Origin of the sequence: Labrys miyagiensis (genome assembly GCF_030160835.1) — a bacterium.
GTDB lineage: Bacteria > Pseudomonadota > Alphaproteobacteria > Rhizobiales > Labraceae > Labrys > Labrys miyagiensis.
This window is the reverse complement of record NZ_BSPC01000024.1, coordinates 155,464-169,817: the sequence shown is the minus strand read 5'-3', so window position 1 is coordinate 169,817 and position 14,354 is coordinate 155,464. Positions and strand designations below refer to the sequence as shown.

The 14,354-nt window shown below is 63.8% G+C and carries 13 protein-coding genes; 3 read left to right on the top strand and 10 right to left on the bottom strand.

The window, feature by feature from the left end:
• Position 1: 1 nt before the first annotated feature.
• From QQL24_RS13985 to QQL24_RS13975, 3 genes are read right to left on the bottom strand one after another with little or no spacing between them, the layout of a single operon-like run.
• Complete coding sequence (locus tag QQL24_RS13985) at positions 2-1,762, bottom strand: sensor histidine kinase (RefSeq protein WP_284312789.1); 1,761 nt, start codon at positions 1,760-1,762, stop codon at positions 2-4.
• Complete coding sequence (locus QQL24_RS13980; protein ID WP_284312787.1) at positions 1,759-2,319, bottom strand: sigma-70 family RNA polymerase sigma factor; 561 nt, start codon at positions 2,317-2,319, stop codon at positions 1,759-1,761. The genes QQL24_RS13985 and QQL24_RS13980 overlap by 4 nt, the downstream gene beginning before the upstream one ends.
• Complete coding sequence (locus QQL24_RS13975) at positions 2,306-2,521, bottom strand: NepR family anti-sigma factor (protein ID WP_284312786.1); 216 nt, start codon at positions 2,519-2,521, stop codon at positions 2,306-2,308. Before QQL24_RS13975 ends, QQL24_RS13980 begins: the two co-directional genes overlap by 14 nt.
• A gap of 195 nt (positions 2,522-2,716) precedes the next feature.
• Between QQL24_RS13975 and QQL24_RS13970 the strand changes: the two genes are divergently transcribed.
• A complete protein-coding gene (locus QQL24_RS13970) occupies positions 2,717-3,511 on the top strand; it encodes a response regulator (protein WP_284312785.1) in 795 nt (264 codons plus the stop codon).
• A gap of 181 nt (positions 3,512-3,692) precedes the next feature.
• Here the strand turns inward: QQL24_RS13970 and QQL24_RS13965 are convergent, their stop codons facing one another.
• The 3 genes from QQL24_RS13965 to glgX all read right to left on the bottom strand — a co-directional run bounded on the left by QQL24_RS13965 (position 3,693) and on the right by glgX (position 7,096).
• Positions 3,693-4,070, bottom strand: coding sequence for a response regulator (locus QQL24_RS13965; protein ID WP_284312783.1), 378 nt, complete (start codon positions 4,068-4,070; stop codon positions 3,693-3,695).
• Between the two features lie 290 nt (positions 4,071-4,360).
• Positions 4,361-4,756: a response regulator gene (locus tag QQL24_RS13960; protein ID WP_284312782.1), complete on the bottom strand. Its 396-nt coding sequence runs from the start codon at positions 4,754-4,756 to the stop codon at positions 4,361-4,363.
• 222 nt (positions 4,757-4,978) lie between these two features.
• Positions 4,979-7,096, bottom strand: a complete 2,118-nt coding sequence (glgX, locus tag QQL24_RS13955) for a glycogen debranching protein GlgX (protein WP_284312781.1) — start codon at positions 7,094-7,096, stop codon at positions 4,979-4,981.
• Between the two features lie 433 nt (positions 7,097-7,529).
• Between glgX and QQL24_RS13950 the strand changes: the two genes are divergently transcribed.
• Positions 7,530-9,425 carry a glycoside hydrolase family 15 protein gene (locus tag QQL24_RS13950; RefSeq protein ID WP_284312779.1) on the top strand — a complete coding sequence of 632 codons (1,896 nt, stop codon included), beginning with the start codon at positions 7,530-7,532 and terminating at the stop codon, positions 9,423-9,425.
• Between the two features lie 72 nt (positions 9,426-9,497).
• Here the strand turns inward: QQL24_RS13950 and QQL24_RS13945 are convergent, their stop codons facing one another.
• Complete coding sequence (locus QQL24_RS13945) at positions 9,498-9,968, bottom strand: DUF992 domain-containing protein (protein WP_348536453.1); 471 nt, start codon at positions 9,966-9,968, stop codon at positions 9,498-9,500.
• Between the two features lie 181 nt (positions 9,969-10,149).
• Between QQL24_RS13945 and QQL24_RS13940 the strand changes: the two genes are divergently transcribed.
• Entirely contained in the window at positions 10,150-11,244 is a 1,095-nt protein-coding gene (locus QQL24_RS13940) for an AI-2E family transporter (protein WP_284312778.1), read from the top strand.
• Between the two features lie 138 nt (positions 11,245-11,382).
• On the opposite strand, the gene puuE is transcribed toward QQL24_RS13940, so the two are convergent.
• The 3 genes from puuE to QQL24_RS13925 form a co-directional block, all read right to left on the bottom strand.
• A complete protein-coding gene (gene puuE, locus QQL24_RS13935; protein ID WP_284312777.1) occupies positions 11,383-12,825 on the bottom strand; it encodes an allantoinase PuuE in 1,443 nt (480 codons plus the stop codon).
• A 3-nt stretch (positions 12,826-12,828) separates the two neighbouring features.
• On the bottom strand, positions 12,829-13,182 hold the full coding sequence (gene uraH, locus QQL24_RS13930; RefSeq protein WP_284312776.1) for a hydroxyisourate hydrolase: 354 nt from the start codon (positions 13,180-13,182) through the stop codon (positions 12,829-12,831).
• A gap of 191 nt (positions 13,183-13,373) precedes the next feature.
• Positions 13,374-14,327, bottom strand: a complete 954-nt coding sequence (locus QQL24_RS13925) for a LysR family transcriptional regulator (RefSeq protein WP_284312775.1) — start codon at positions 14,325-14,327, stop codon at positions 13,374-13,376.
• Positions 14,328-14,354 lie beyond the last annotated feature (27 nt).

The following is a 14,354-nucleotide window of genomic DNA, read 5'->3' as shown; positions in this document are numbered from 1 at the left end:
CCTACTTTGCCGCCGGCGCGAGGGCGAGTTGCGGCTCCACTTCGCCGTTCGCCTCCGCGGTGTCGGTCCTGGCGTTCAGCCCCCAGGCGCCGAGATGCGTGCTGTCGCGCGGCGTGGTCTCGGTCGCTTCCAACTGCATCACCAGCCCGGCCAGGATGCGCGATTGCGGCGGCTGGCGCACCGCCCTGTCCGCCACGAACTCGAATTCAAACCGGCCCTGCTCGCGATCGGTGATGCCGATACGCAGATGGAGAGCCGCCCCCTCATGGAGGATGGCCGAGGCCCGGTCGACGATCAGAAGTCCGAGCGGGATGGCGCGGTCGACGGGCAAGGCGATATCCGTCTGGCCCCTGATGCCGATCTCCTGGCCAGGCCGGCACAGCAGCCTCGCCACCGCGGCGATGACGTCGCGCAGGAAGGGATCGATGGCGACAGGCCGCATCGCCCCTTCCGCCAGGGCGCCGCGATAGGCTGCCGACAGCACGTGCACGCGGCATTCGGCCTCGCACAGGGCCATGCGTGCGTCGCCGCTGTAGGAATTCTTGGACAGGCCGATATAGCTCTGCACCACCTGCAGATTGTTCTTCACCCGGTGGTGCAGTTCACGCGTCAAGGCGTGGTTGGCGGCGAGCGCGTCCTGGAGGTGGTGCTCGCGGCTCTCCTGTTCCCCCACCATATCGTTGAAGGCCACCACGACATTGCGGATGTCGCTGGGCATGGCCTCGCTGAGCGCCACGCGGCCCCAGCCCGAGACGCGCCGGGCGCGCGAGGCCGATTCGATGCCCTTCAGCCATTGCACGAGGTGGCGGTTCATCACGCGGACAAACACCGCCAGCAGCAGGACCAGCGCCAGCAGGGGCGCCAGCAGGAGGAAGACGAATTGCGAGCGCGCGGCCTGGAGATCCTTGTCGCGGAAACTCGAAATGACGAAGAGGTCGCGATCGCCGACCGGCAAGGCGTAATAGATCCGGCGCTCGCCCGCGCTACTGACGGCGGACCAGTGTCGCCGCGGGAGGGGAAAAGCGCCATCGGGCGGCAACCACCCCCGGTCCGTCGCCGCACGGCCGCGCGCAAACACGATCTCGTCCTGGGCCGTCGACAGTGCGGTGATGAAATCGGGATCGCTTTCTCCCAGATTGAAGACGCGGTCGAGGGCTTCGGGCGCGACGACGAGCAGGGCCTCCCAGTCCTGGCGCGCGCCGTCCGGCCCGGCAGCATCAGCCCTTTCCCGGGCATAGACGATCAGCTTCCGCTTGCCGGCCATGATCATCGAATCATATCGCCCCTCGACGGGGGCCAGAACCGCCTTGGACCTGGCGAGGTTCTTGCTGGCCTGCACGGCGAGCACCGACGACAACTCGGCCTGTGTCAGCGACGGATCGCTGGAGACGAGGCAGGATTGGCCGCCGGGGCCCAGGATCAGGAGGGCCTGGTAGCCGTCGAGACCGCGCACACTCGCATTGCCGGCCGTCTGGCAGGACGTTTCGCTGGTGCGGGCGATACCTTCCCTGGCCGAGACGATCAGGCCCCGCAAGACGCCGACATACCAGATGCGCATGCGGATGGCGAAATTGCCGGCCGTCTCCGACTGCCGCGCCGCGATGGCATTGACGGCACCCCGATAGGTCACCACCGCGGTGGCCACGGTGATGGCCCCGATGGGAATGGCGATGATCAGGAAGAAGGCGACTAGCCTCGCCTGCACCGTGTCGAAGGCGAGGCGGGGCCACCGGAGGGGCGAGGCGCCGGGCGGATCGCTCACGGCAGGGAAGACTCGCTGCCGGACACCCGCAAGGCCGCCAGCATCTTGGCATCGGGGCCGGTCTCCTCGACACCGCTGGTCGAGAGCATCTCGGCAAGCCTAGTGCGGGCGCGGTTGACGCGGCTCTTGATCGTGCCGAGCGCCACGCCGCAGATCTCCGCCGCCTCCTCGTAGGAGATGCCGGTGGCGCCGACCATGATCAGCGCCTCGCGCTGCTCCTCAGGCAATTGGGCCAGGGCGGCCTGGAAATCGGCAATCTCCAGGTGCCCTTCCTGGTTGCCATGCACCGCCAGGCGCTGGGCATAGGTGCCCTCGCTGTCCTGCACCTCGCGCGAACGCTTGCGATAGAGCGAATAGTAGATGTTGCGCAGGATAGTGAAAAGCCAAGCCCGCATATTGGTGCCGGGTTCGAACTTGTCGGCATTGGCCCACGCCTTCAGGAGCGTGTCCTGCACGAGGTCATCGGCCAGGGTAATCGATCCAGAGAGCGAAGCGGCGAAGGCTCGCAGGCTCGGGATGTGCGCGATCAGCCCGTCCTTGAAGCTATCGCCGCTCATCGCTCTTGTCCTCCGCAGCTTTCCTCTCCTGATCCTCGAGCTGGGCGAGGAGCATCAGAAACCTGTCTGGAACGGGAGCCCGAACAATCGACTCGTAATGCGCTTGCAGGGAGCGTGCAACAAACTCTTGGATCTGCGGATCAAGCTCGGGGGCTACGACCACATCCGTCGAATCCTCGGCCGGCTCTTTCGTCTTGGACATCGCAACCCCTGTGAAGCGGCCCTGGGCCACGCTAGATAAACGTCCGGCGTTACTGTTCCCGCTTCACGAGACCCTGCAATGCCACCTCTCGAAACGCAGCGGACATAGAATCGTTCCACTGCTTTGAAAAAATAAATAGATTGTCAGATCGGCTTTTTGCGTGCTCGTTTCTTACTATGCTAAGGAGCCAAATTCATGTCGATCGCAGCTGAAATAGCGCCTCAACTGCCTTATCTACGGCGGTTCTCCCGTGCCCTGAGCGGGACCCAGGCGAGCGGCGACGCCTATGTGATCGGTACGCTCGAAGCCCTGGTGGAAGACCCCGCCTCCTTTCCGCGGGATATCCCGGCAAGGCTCGCCCTCTACCAGGTCTTCCTGAGATTGTGGTCGTCCATGGCCGTGAACATGGAAGCCGTTACCTCGACAGTCGAGGACGATAGCCCTGAGCAGCGCCTCGAGCGCCTTGCGCCACGCTCACGGCTGGCCTTCCTGCTCACCACCATGGAGGGGTTCTCCGCCGACGAGGCCGCCACGATCATGCGCGTCGACGAAGCGGAAGTGGCTTCGCTGGTTGCAGAAGCAACCCATGACATCGCCCAGCAGATCGCCACCGATGTGCTGATCATCGAGGACGAGCCGATCATCGCGCTCGACCTCCAGTCGATCGTCGAGGAGCTCGGCCATTCCGTTGCTGGCGTGGCGCGCACCCACAAGGAAGCGCTGGCGTTGGTCGCTGCCCACAGTCCCGGCCTGGTGCTGGCCGATATCCAGCTCGCCGACGGCAGTTCGGGTCTCAATGCCGTGAATGATATCTTGACGACGGTCGATCTGCCGGTGATTTTCATCACCGCCTATCCTGAAAGGCTGTTGACCGGCCAGCAGCCCGAGCCCACCTTCCTCATTACCAAGCCCTTCCGGCCCGAGGCCGTGAAGGCGACCATCAGCCAGGCCCTGTTCTTCAACAAGCGCGCCAAGCGCAAAGCAGCCTGACTTTTCAAAGTGTTTTGCGATTTGACGGAATCGCAAAGACGCGTCGAGATAAAGAGTGAGAGCAAAGCGCGTTTACGCCTAAGCGCGCTTTGCTCTAGGAAGCGCAACCAAGGAAAAGAAGAAGGGCAGGATCCCAATCCGGGGATCCTGCCCTTTCGTTTGGTAAACCACACAGTCTCGCTCAGGCCGCTCGTTCGGCAAGCCCGCGCACCTGGCTCACCAGGTAATCGGGATCGAAGGGCTTGCTCACCAACAGGCAGTCGAAATAGAGCTGGTGCCTCTCGGGCAGGCCGAAGCCGGAGACGAACATGATCTCTAGACTCGGCCAGCGTTCGCGTGCCTTCAGCGCCAGGTCATAGCCGTTCATCGGGCCGGGCATGCGCACATCGGTAATGAGCACCTTTACATCCCGGTTGGTGGCGAGAATATCGAGGGCCGCTTCGGCCCGGGCCGCCTGCAGCACGTCAAAGCCGGCTTCTTCGAGAATATCCGCTGTGATAGCCCTGACATCATTGTCGTCATCGACAAGGACGACTTTAGGCTCAGCTTGCGCGTCCATCGAAATAACCCTTTCATAGCTGCGTTCGGTGGGCTCTGCGAAGCTCGGCGCTTTCACGGCAACATCCTCTCACTCGTCCAGACTCAGCCGACGCCATATTGGGGTCGGCAACTCCTCTTGCCCGAACGCCCCACACTGCCTTTTGTTCCCCGCGGAAGGAGCATTTGACGAACCTGCCATCCAGACGGACAAAGTCTTGTTCTTGCTGGACCTTTCAATACGCCGGACCGAGGAGGACCTTCGGGAACGCAGGGCTCTCGAAGATCTTCCGTCGGCAGAACGGGCTGTGGCTACACGGTGCCTTTTTCGAGCGGCTGGGCCATCATGGCGATGATCTTCGCCTCGAACGTGCCCATATCGAACGGCTTCGCCATCACTTCGTGCGAGCCATCTCGATCGAGCTCAGGGGACTGCTCGTTTTCATAGCCGGTGAGAAACAGGATCTTGAGGGCGGGGCGAGCGTCGCGGGCCAGACGAGCAAGATCCCATCCGCTCATCCCCGGCAATCCGATATCCGTAACCATCAGGTCGATCGTCTGCTCGCCTTGTAATATTGGCAGCGCAGTATTGGCATCCTTGGCCTCTAGCGTAGAATAACCAAGATCATTGAGGATGTCGACGACAAGCATCTGAACCATATGCTCATCCTCGATGACAAGAATTGTCTTTCTATCGTTGTCCGCCATGAATCAAACCTCATTCTTGGTGGATGACAGATGCAAAACGCACAAAATGATTGCTTTGTTCAAAAATAACGCTTGCCCCTTTGTTGCGAACCTCGAGAAACGGATATTCGCGATCCGCTAGCACGAACCTGGCCGCGCCGATTATGCAGAAGAAATCGCGACTTAACGGCGCCATTCTAGGACGGGCACACCCTTGCTGTCTCGCCGTCAAAAAAGACAGGCTCAGTCCACCCGTTCGAACAAGACCAGGGAACGGCCCTGCAGATCGTAGTTCTCACCGATACCGATATCCGCTTCCGGCAGGCCCGGATCGTCGGTGGCGATCAGCCGCTTCCAGGCCGAGCCATCATAGCAGGGCGGCAGCTTGAACGGCACGGGATCGTGATGGGCATTGAGCAATATGAGTAAGGTGGCGTCGGAGCCGCGCTTGCGGATGCCGCTCGCCTGGGCGCGGCCGTCCAGGATCATGCCGAAGCAGGAAAGCTCGTCCGGGTCATCCCAATTGGCCTGCATCATCTCCTCGCCGCTGTGATGGATCCAGGTCACCTCGCGCACGTCGATGGCTTCGTTGGTGCGTTCGCCGATGAGGAAGCGCGAACGGCGTAGGATCGGGTATTTCCGGCGCAACTGGGTGAGGCGGTGCACGAAATCGACGAGGCCTCGGTTCTGCGCGGCGACCTCCCAATCCACCCAGCTGATCTCGCTGTCCTGGCAATAGGCATTGTTGTTGCCCTGCTGGGTGCGCCCGAACTCGTCGCCGGCCAGGATCATCGGCGTGCCCTGGGAGAGCAGCAGCAAGGCCAGCATGTTGCGCTGCTGGCGTTCGCGCAGCGCATTGATGCCGGCATCATCGGTCGGCCCCTCGGCGCCGCAATTCCAGGAGCGGTTGTCGGAACTGCCGTCGCGGTTGTCCTCGCCATTGGCCTCATTGTGGCGATCATTGTAGGAGACGAGATCGCGTAGGGTGAAGCCGTCATGGGCGGTGAGGAAGTTCACCGAGGACCAGGGCTTGCGGCCGCGATGATCGAACGTGTCGGGCGAGCCGCACAGCCGCGGCGCCAGGGCAGCCGGCCGGGCCTCGCCGCGCCAGAAGTCGCGCGCGGTGTCGCGATAGATGTCGTTCCATTCGGCCCAGCCCGGCGTGAAACCGCCGACCTGATAGCCGCCGGGGCCGACGTCCCAGGGCTCGGCAATCAGCTTGACGTTCTCCAGCACCGGATCCTGGCCCACCGCCTTGAGGAAGCCGCTGTCGGGACTGAAGCCGTCCAGCTCGCGCGCCAGGATGGTGCCGAGATCGAAGCGGAAGCCGTCGACATGCATCTCGTTCACCCAGTAGCGCAGGCTGTCGGTTACCATCTGGATGACACGCGGATGGCTGAGATTGACGGTGTTCCCGGTGCCGGTGTCGTTGATGTAGTAGCGCTTCTGCTCCGGCATCAGCCGGTAGAAGGACGCATTGTCGATGCCCTTGAAGGATAGCGTCGGGCCCAGCTCGTTGCCCTCGGCCGTGTGGTTGTAGACGACGTCGAGAATGACCTCGAGCCCGGCATCGTGGAAGCGCGCCACCATCTGCTTGAACTCGGCCAGCACATTGGTCGGATCCGCGGCATAGCGTGGATCGGGCGCGAAAAAGCCGATGGAATTGTAGCCCCAGTAATTCCTGAGGCCGCGGTTGAGCAGATAGTCGTCATCCACGAAGGTGTGGACGGGCAGGAGCTCGACCGTGGTCACGCCGAGCGCCCTTATATGCTCGAGCGACTGGATCGAGGCGAGACCGGCATAGGTGCCCTGCAGGCGTTCGGCGATGTCGGGATGGCGCTTGGTGAAGCCCTTCACATGCGTTTCGTAGATGATGGTCTGGTCCCAGGGCACCAGCGAACGGTTGCCCGGCCAGTCGAAGCGCGAGTCCACCACCATGCATTTGGGCACGAAGCGTGCGCTGTCACGCTTGTCGAAGGAGAGATCCCCCTTGCCCAGCGTGTAGCCGAATACGGCCGGGTCCCATTTCAGCGTGCCGAACAGCGAGCGGGCATAGGGGTCGAGCAGAAGCTTGTGGGGATTGAAGCGATGGCCGGCCTGCGGCTCATAGGGCCCGTGCACACGGTAGCCATAGAGCATGCCGGGGCTGACATCAGGCAGATAGCCGTGCCAGATCTCGTCGGTGAATTCAGGCAGTTCGATGCGCTCGACCTCATGCTCGCCGCTGGAATCGAACAGGCAGACCTCGACCTTGGTGGCATTGGCCGAAAACAGCGCGAAATTCGTGCCTGACCCGTCCCATGTCGCCCCGCGCGGATAGGGGTGGCCTTCACGGATTCTCGTCCTGCTCAGATAGGTCATGCGGCGGTCCTTCATGCGGGGGTACCGACTCAAATGCTGCGCTCTCCGAATGGTTCCAGGCGCTGCAACAGTTTGCTGCACTGCAGCGTACACCCCCGGCTTTGCATTTTCCAACCTTAATTGAACACACAAAGGCAGCGGAACCTTGGCGGGGCTCATGTGTTGAGATGACAACTCGATGACCATGTCGAACAACCAACCCCGAGAGTAGGGAGGAACTATCATGGGACGTTCTGTTTTGCTCTGGCTCCTTGGTGTGCCGATTCCAGTGATCATTCTTCTTTATTTGTTCTGGCACTGACCCTGCGAAAGAACTGTGAAAGATCATCCCACATCTTCAAAGCCGAAGATCTTGCCTTTCTCCGTGCACCGTGATGAAGGCAATGTCCCGCGCCTGGGAGACTCCGCGTCGGCCATGGCGCCGAGCCGGTCGATGAGACAAGGCCAGGGCCATGCTCCGGAGGGGCGCGACCAGCAAAGGTCGCCACGCGGTGATGGAGCCGCGCTGAGAATCGAGGATTACGGCCTTATCGGGGATTGCCGTACGGCTGCCCTGGTCGGGCGCAATGGCTCGGTGGATTGGCTCTGCTGGCCTCGTTTCGACAGTGCCGCTTGCCTCGCCGCCCTGCTGGGCACGCCCGAGCATGGACGCTGGACGATCGCGCCCGCCGATCCGGCCTACCGCGTCGGCCGCTCCTATCGCGGCGACACCATGATCCTGGAGACCACCTTCGAGACAGAGGGCGGCTCCTTTATGGTCACCGACTTCATGCCGATCGGCGAAGATCGATCCTCGCTGGTGCGCATCGTCGAGGGGCTGAAAGGCACGCCCTCCATCCGTATGGAGCTGCTGTTGCGCTTCGACTACGGTTCTTCCGTGCCCTGGGTGACCCAGTTGCCCGAAAAGGGCGGCATCGTCGCCATCGCCGGTCCGAACCTCGTGGTCCTGCGCTCGCCGATGCCGCTGCATGGCGAACACCTTGCCACAGTGGCGGAATTCATGGTCGAGCCCGGCGAGCGTGTGCCCTTCGTGCTGAGCTACGGGCCCTCGCACCTTCGGCCCCCGATCCCTCTCGATGCCGGGCAAGCCCTCGCCGACACCGAAAAGTTCTGGCTCGACTGGGCCGGGCGCTGCCGGGTGGATGGTCGCCAGGGCGCGGCGCTCCTGCGCTCGCTGCTCACCCTGAAGGCCCTCACCTTCAGCGAGACGGGCGGCATGGTCGCCGCGCCCACCACCTCGCTGCCGGAGCTGATCGGGGGCGAGCGCAACTGGGACTACCGTTTCTGCTGGCTGCGGGACGCCGCGCTCACGCTGGTGGCCCTGTTGGCCGCCGGCTATCAAGAGGAGGCTTCGGCCTGGCGCAACTGGCTGCACCGCTCCGTCGCGGGCAGCCCGGAAGACCTGCAGATCATGTATGGCCTTGCCGGCGAGCGTCGCCTCACCGAGCTTGAGATCCCCTGGCTGCCCGGCTATCGCGACTCCCGGCCGGTGCGCATCGGCAACGCCGCCTCGGTGCAGCTCCAGCTCGACGTCTGGGGCGAATTGGTGGACGCGCTGCACCTGGCCCGCGAAGGCGGCCTCGATGCCTCCACCGACGCCTGGGACATCCAGCGCGCCGCCGTCGAACATCTGGAGGGCATCTGGCAGGCGCCGGATGACGGCATCTGGGAAATCCGCGGCGCGCGCCGTCACTTCACCCATTCCAAGATCATGGCCTGGGTCGCCTTCGACCGCTCGATCCGCGATGCCGAAAAATATGGCTTCGAAGCGCCGCTCGAGCGCTGGCGCGTCATTCGCGGCGAGATCCATGCCCTGGTCTGCGAGCTTGGCTTCGACAAGAGCATCGGCAGCTTCACCCAGACGTTCGGCTGCCGGGAGCTCGACGCCAGCCTTTTGCTGATCCCGGAAGTCGGCTTCCTGCCGATCGAGGATCCGCGCGTTGCCGGCACCATCGCGGCGGTCGAGCGGGAACTGGTGGTGGACGGTTTCGTCCGCCGCTACCATACGCGCACCCGCGCCGACGGGCTGCAGCCGGGCGAAGGCGTGTTTCTCGCCTGCAGCTTCTGGCTGGTGGATGCCTGGCAGCGCCAGGGCCGCGAAAAGGAAGCCCATGCGCTGATCGAGCGGCTGCTTGCGCTGCGCAACGATCTCGGCCTGCTGAGCGAGGAATATGACACCGAGCGCGGCGAGCAGACCGGCAATTTCCCGCAGGCCTTCTCGCATCTCAGCCTGGTGCGCTCGGCGCTGAGCCTGCACCTCCAGATGCCCGCCCGCCATCTGTTCAGCAAGGCGGGTGCCCCGGGGCGGGGTCCCGGGACACCGTCATAGCCAATTCAAGGCCCGCGATGTGCCGATCTCAAGTCCGGCACACCCTTTCTTGGGAATGAGAGGCTGCGACCCTCAGCGGCCAGCAGCCAGGTCCAGCGAAGCCACGCCGGCGGCCAGGTCGACGCCTTGTTGGGCCTGAGCCGAGAAAGGCTGCAGGGTAAAGGAGCGGTCGAAGCCGCCGACCAGCGCATTGGCGCCGCCGCCCACGCCCACCGTCGCCGAAGCGCCCACGCCGACATAGCTGCCGGCCAACGCGCCGCGCGGGCGGCCCTGGCTCGGCGCGAACACGCCCCAGACCAGCGTGCCGCGGTCGGTCTTGCCGATGTCGAGGCCGAATTTGCGGATGGTGCCATTATAGCGTTCGGAATAGCCCCGATTGGAGCGGAAGACGCAGCTCATCTGCTTGGACGAGGTGACGATCAGGCCCAGGCCGCCAGAGACGCTGCAGCGCAGGACCCCGACGCGGGCATTGGCGGAGGCCGGTGAGGCCGAAGCGGCAAACGCCGCGAGCGCCGCGCAGCCAAGAGCAACGGGAATACGCATGGTCCATCCTTTCATGAAATCGATGAGAAGTACCTGGTCGTGAACCGGTCGGGCCGCGATAGGTTCCGGCGATGCCCCGCGGAACCTTGTCCGGATGCGCACGTTTGACGTCGTGGGTTGGCCAGTTTCACTCAAAGCGCGTATGACAGGCGCATCTCACGGACGGCGCGCGGGGGCCTTGATGGAAGATCGTATCCTTTCCAAACCGGCATTGGCGACCGAGCCCCTGGTGAGCGATCCCGCCGAAGCCACCAGGGAGGACACGCCCTCCCACGTCGATCCCCGTACCGTCATCCAGGCCTGCCTGCTGGCGCTGGCGCTGCTGACCATGGCCTATGTCGCCTCCGACATTCTCCTGCCGCTGGTCCTCGCCTTCGTCCTGAAGCTGCTGTTCCAGCCAGCGATGCGCCAGCTCGACCGCATCTCGGTGCCGCGCGGCCTCGCCGCACTCTTGGTGATCCTCGCCTTTTTCGGCCTGATCGTCGGGCTCGGCGCCGCGGTGGCCGACCCGGCGAGTGGGTGGGCCGGGCGCCTGCCCGAGGGCCTGCCCCGGCTCCAGGAGAAGCTGCATTTCCTCTCAAGACCGATCCAGACCTTCCAGAGCTTCATGCATGAGATGGGGACGAGCGGCGATCCCGGCATCGACTTCCTCGGCACCCTCTTCCGCGGCACGCAGCATTTCGCCAGCGGCTTCTTCGAGACGATCCTGATCCTGTTCTTCCTGTTGATGTCGGGCGACACCTTCCTTCGCCGCACCGTGGAGATCCTGCCGCGCTTCAGCGACAAGCGCCAGGCGGTCGAGCTCTCGCAGCAGATCGAGCACAACATCTCGATCTATCTGGTCACCATCACCTTGATGAACACGCTCGTCGGCATCGCCACCGCCTTGATGATGTGGGCGACCGGCCTCGGCGATCCCATCCTGTGGGGCGTGTTGGCCTTCATCCTCAATTATGTGCCGATCATGGGCCCGGTCGCAGGCGTCGCCATCTTCACCTTCGCCGGCTTGCTCAGTATCGAAGGCACGCTGGCGGCCTTCATGCCGGCCGGAGCCTATCTCCTGATCCACCTGATCGAAGGCGAGATCGTCACGCCGATGCTGCTGGCCAGGCGCTTCACGCTCAATCCCGTGCTGGTCATCCTGTCGCTGATCTTCTGGTTCTGGGCCTGGGGCGTGGCCGGCGCCATCCTGGCCGTGCCGATGCTCGCCATCTTCAAGATCGTCTGCGACGGCATCAAGCCGCTGAACCCGATCGGGCATTTTCTGGAGGCGTAACGGGGCGGGCCTTCGGGTCGACACGGAAGCGCCACGACGCCGAGAAGGGCACCTTTGGTGTGCCGGTCTTCAGACCGGCAACTTGCCACACAAGTCCAGGGCATGCCGGTCTGAAGACCGGCACACCGAATTGGCCCCCTACGGCAGCATATCTCTCAACCGCAGCCGTGCGATTTCCCCGATCTGCTTCAGCGCCTCGGCGAATTCCTGGTCGCGGTCGTTCTGCAGCCGGCGTTCGAAGCCCGCCACGATGTCGGCCTTGCTGCGGCCCTTGATCGCCATGATGAACAGGAAGCCGAACTTCGCCTTGTAGGCGTCGTTGAGCTCGGTGAAGCGGGCGAGTTCGGCCGGGGTGAGCTTGTCGAGACCGGCGGAAGCCTGCTCGGCGGTGGAGTCCTCCGTCAGCATCTTGGCCTGCGCGAGACGCCCGGCGAGGTCGGGATGGGCCATGATCAGGGCAAGCTTGTCCTCGTCCGGGGCCGCCGCCAGCACCGCCGCCAAGGCGGCATGCAGGCCCTCGGCCGTATCCTCCGCCGGGCCAAGGCCCTTGTCAAAGGCGCCCTCGGCGATCCAGGGCGAATGCTCGTAGACGCCGCCAAAGCGCTCGACGAACAGGGCCCGCGGCATATGAGTGGGCCGGTAACCGCCCTGCGGCGGATGATGGCGAATCCAGTGCCGGGCAATGTCGAGGCGTGTGGCGAACCAGACGCCCTCATGGCCTTGCGCGTAATCGAGGAAGCGCGCCAGCGCCGCCGCCCGCCCCGGCCGGCCGACGAGGCGGCAATGCAGGCCGATGGAGAGCATGGCCGGGCGCTCGGCGCCCTCCGTGTAGAGAGTGTCGAAGCTATCCTTTAGATAGGCGAAGAACTGATCGCCGCTGTTGAAGCCCTGCGTCGTGGCAAAGCGCATATCGTTGGCATCGAGCGTATAGGGCACGATGAGATGCGGCCCTTGTGGACCTTCCACCCAATAGGGCAGCTCGTCGGCATAGGAATCAGCCGAATAGAGAAAGCCGCTGTCTTCCATGACGAGCTTGAGCGTATGGTCGGAGTTGCGGCCCTGGTAGAAGCCGAGAGGGCGCTGCCCCGTGACCTGCTTGTGCAGGCGGATGGCCGCGGTGATGTGGTCGCGCTCGTCCTCCTCGCTGAAATCGTGATAGTCGATCCATTTCAAGCCGTGGCTGGCGATCTCCCAGCCGGCGTCCTGCATGGCCGTAACAGCCCGCGGATTGCGCGCCATGGCCGTGGCGATACCGAAGACGGTGACCGGGATCCTGCGTTCCGTGAACAGGCGATGCAGGCGCCAGAAGCCGACGCGCGAGCCATATTCATAGATCGATTCCATGTTCATGTTGCGCTGGCCGGGCCAGGGCAGGGCATTGACGATCTCGGACAGAAAGGCCTCCGAGCCGGCATCGCCGTGCAGCACGCAATTCTCCCCGCCTTCCTCGTAGTTCACCACGAATTGCAGGCAGATGCGGGCCTTGTCCGGCCAGGCGGCGTGCGGGGGCTTGCCGGCATAGCCGACGAGATCGCGGTCATAGGCGGCATCGGTGGCCGCGGCGATTGTCCTGGGGCTCATCGCTCATGAACCGCGATAGGTGGAATAGGCAAAGGGCGAGCAGACCAGGGGCACATGGTAGTGGCCGTCCTTGTCGGAGAGGGTGACGCGGATCGGCACGACGTCCAGGAAGTCGCCGGCGCTGGCAACGTCCTTGCCGCGGAAATAGGCACCGATGTGAAAGATCAGCTCGTAGACACCGGGAATAAAGGCCTCGCCCGCCATCAGGGGCTGGTCGGTGCGCCCGTCGGCATTGGTCGTCACGGTGACGACCGGAATCCGGCCGCCGGATGCCTCCAGGCGCTGGAGTTCGATGGTGACGCCAGCAGCCGGTTTGCCTCGGCTGATATCGAGAACATGCGTGGAAAGCCTGCCCATTTCGCTTCATCCCTGTCGGTTTCGGTTCACCTGCAGCAAAGCGCGCTCAAGCGGAAGCGCCGCCTTGCTCTCGCAAAAGGTTTTGGTGACGATAGCGAATTCTCAGCCGGCTATTTCCAAATATTTTGCGAAGATGTTTCGATGTGAAGGGCTCTTCTGTCGAAGCCCGTTCTGCTGCTTGATAGGTTCCATCAGGCCTCGCCCTCGGGCAACGGATTCGGGCCTGACGGCAAGGGGCCGAGCCGCGCGAGCTCGGCGGCGATATAGCGCCGGCCACGCTCCACGAGCAGGTCGGCAAAGGCCTTCACCTTGAGCGGTACGAGATTTCGCGTCGGATAGAGCACCGCCAGCGTGGCAGGCGGCGGCGGATTGGCGGTCAAAACGGGGACGAGACGACCTTGGGCAAGCGCATCGGCGATTTCGAACACAGGTTTGAGCACGATACCGTGGCCATCGAGGGCCCAGTTGGTGAGCACGTCGCCGTCATCGGCGTCGAGCGAACCCTTGATCGGCACGCTGATCTCCTCGCCGTCCTGGCTCAGCGGCCAGCGGAATTCGCGCGAGCCGGGGAAGCGCAGGAGCAGGCACTGATGATTGGCCAGGTCCGCTGGCGTCATCGGCATGCCAGCGCGCTCGATATAGTTGGGTGCGGCACAAAGCACGCGCTCGGCATCGGCGATCTTGCGCATGATCATCGAAGAATCGGCATAGGTTACGAATTGAAGCGCGAGATCGCAGGATTCGGCGATGATATCGAGCCGGCGCTCAGAGAGGCGAAGCTGCACGTCGATCTGGGGATGCTTCTCGCGATAGGCCGCCGCCGCGCTGGCCACCAGGCGCCGGCCGAGACCGAGCGGTGCGGCCACGCGGATCGAACCCAGCGGCATGGCGCCGAGTTCACCGATATTGGCCTCGGCCATGTCGATGGCATGCAGGGCGTCGATGACATGGTCGTAAAAGATCCGGCCCTGTTCCGTGAGGCCCATGTTCCGGGTCGTACGGTTGAACAGGCGGCAGCCCAGATGCGTCTCCAGGGCCTGGATGCGCTGGCTGATCACATTGGCGGAGACGCGCATGCGCCGGCCGGCTTCTGAGAAGCTGCCGGCTTCGACGGCGCGTGCGAAGGAACGGAAATTTTCAAGCATGGCAGGCAGTTCCTTGGGGCCTGTTAG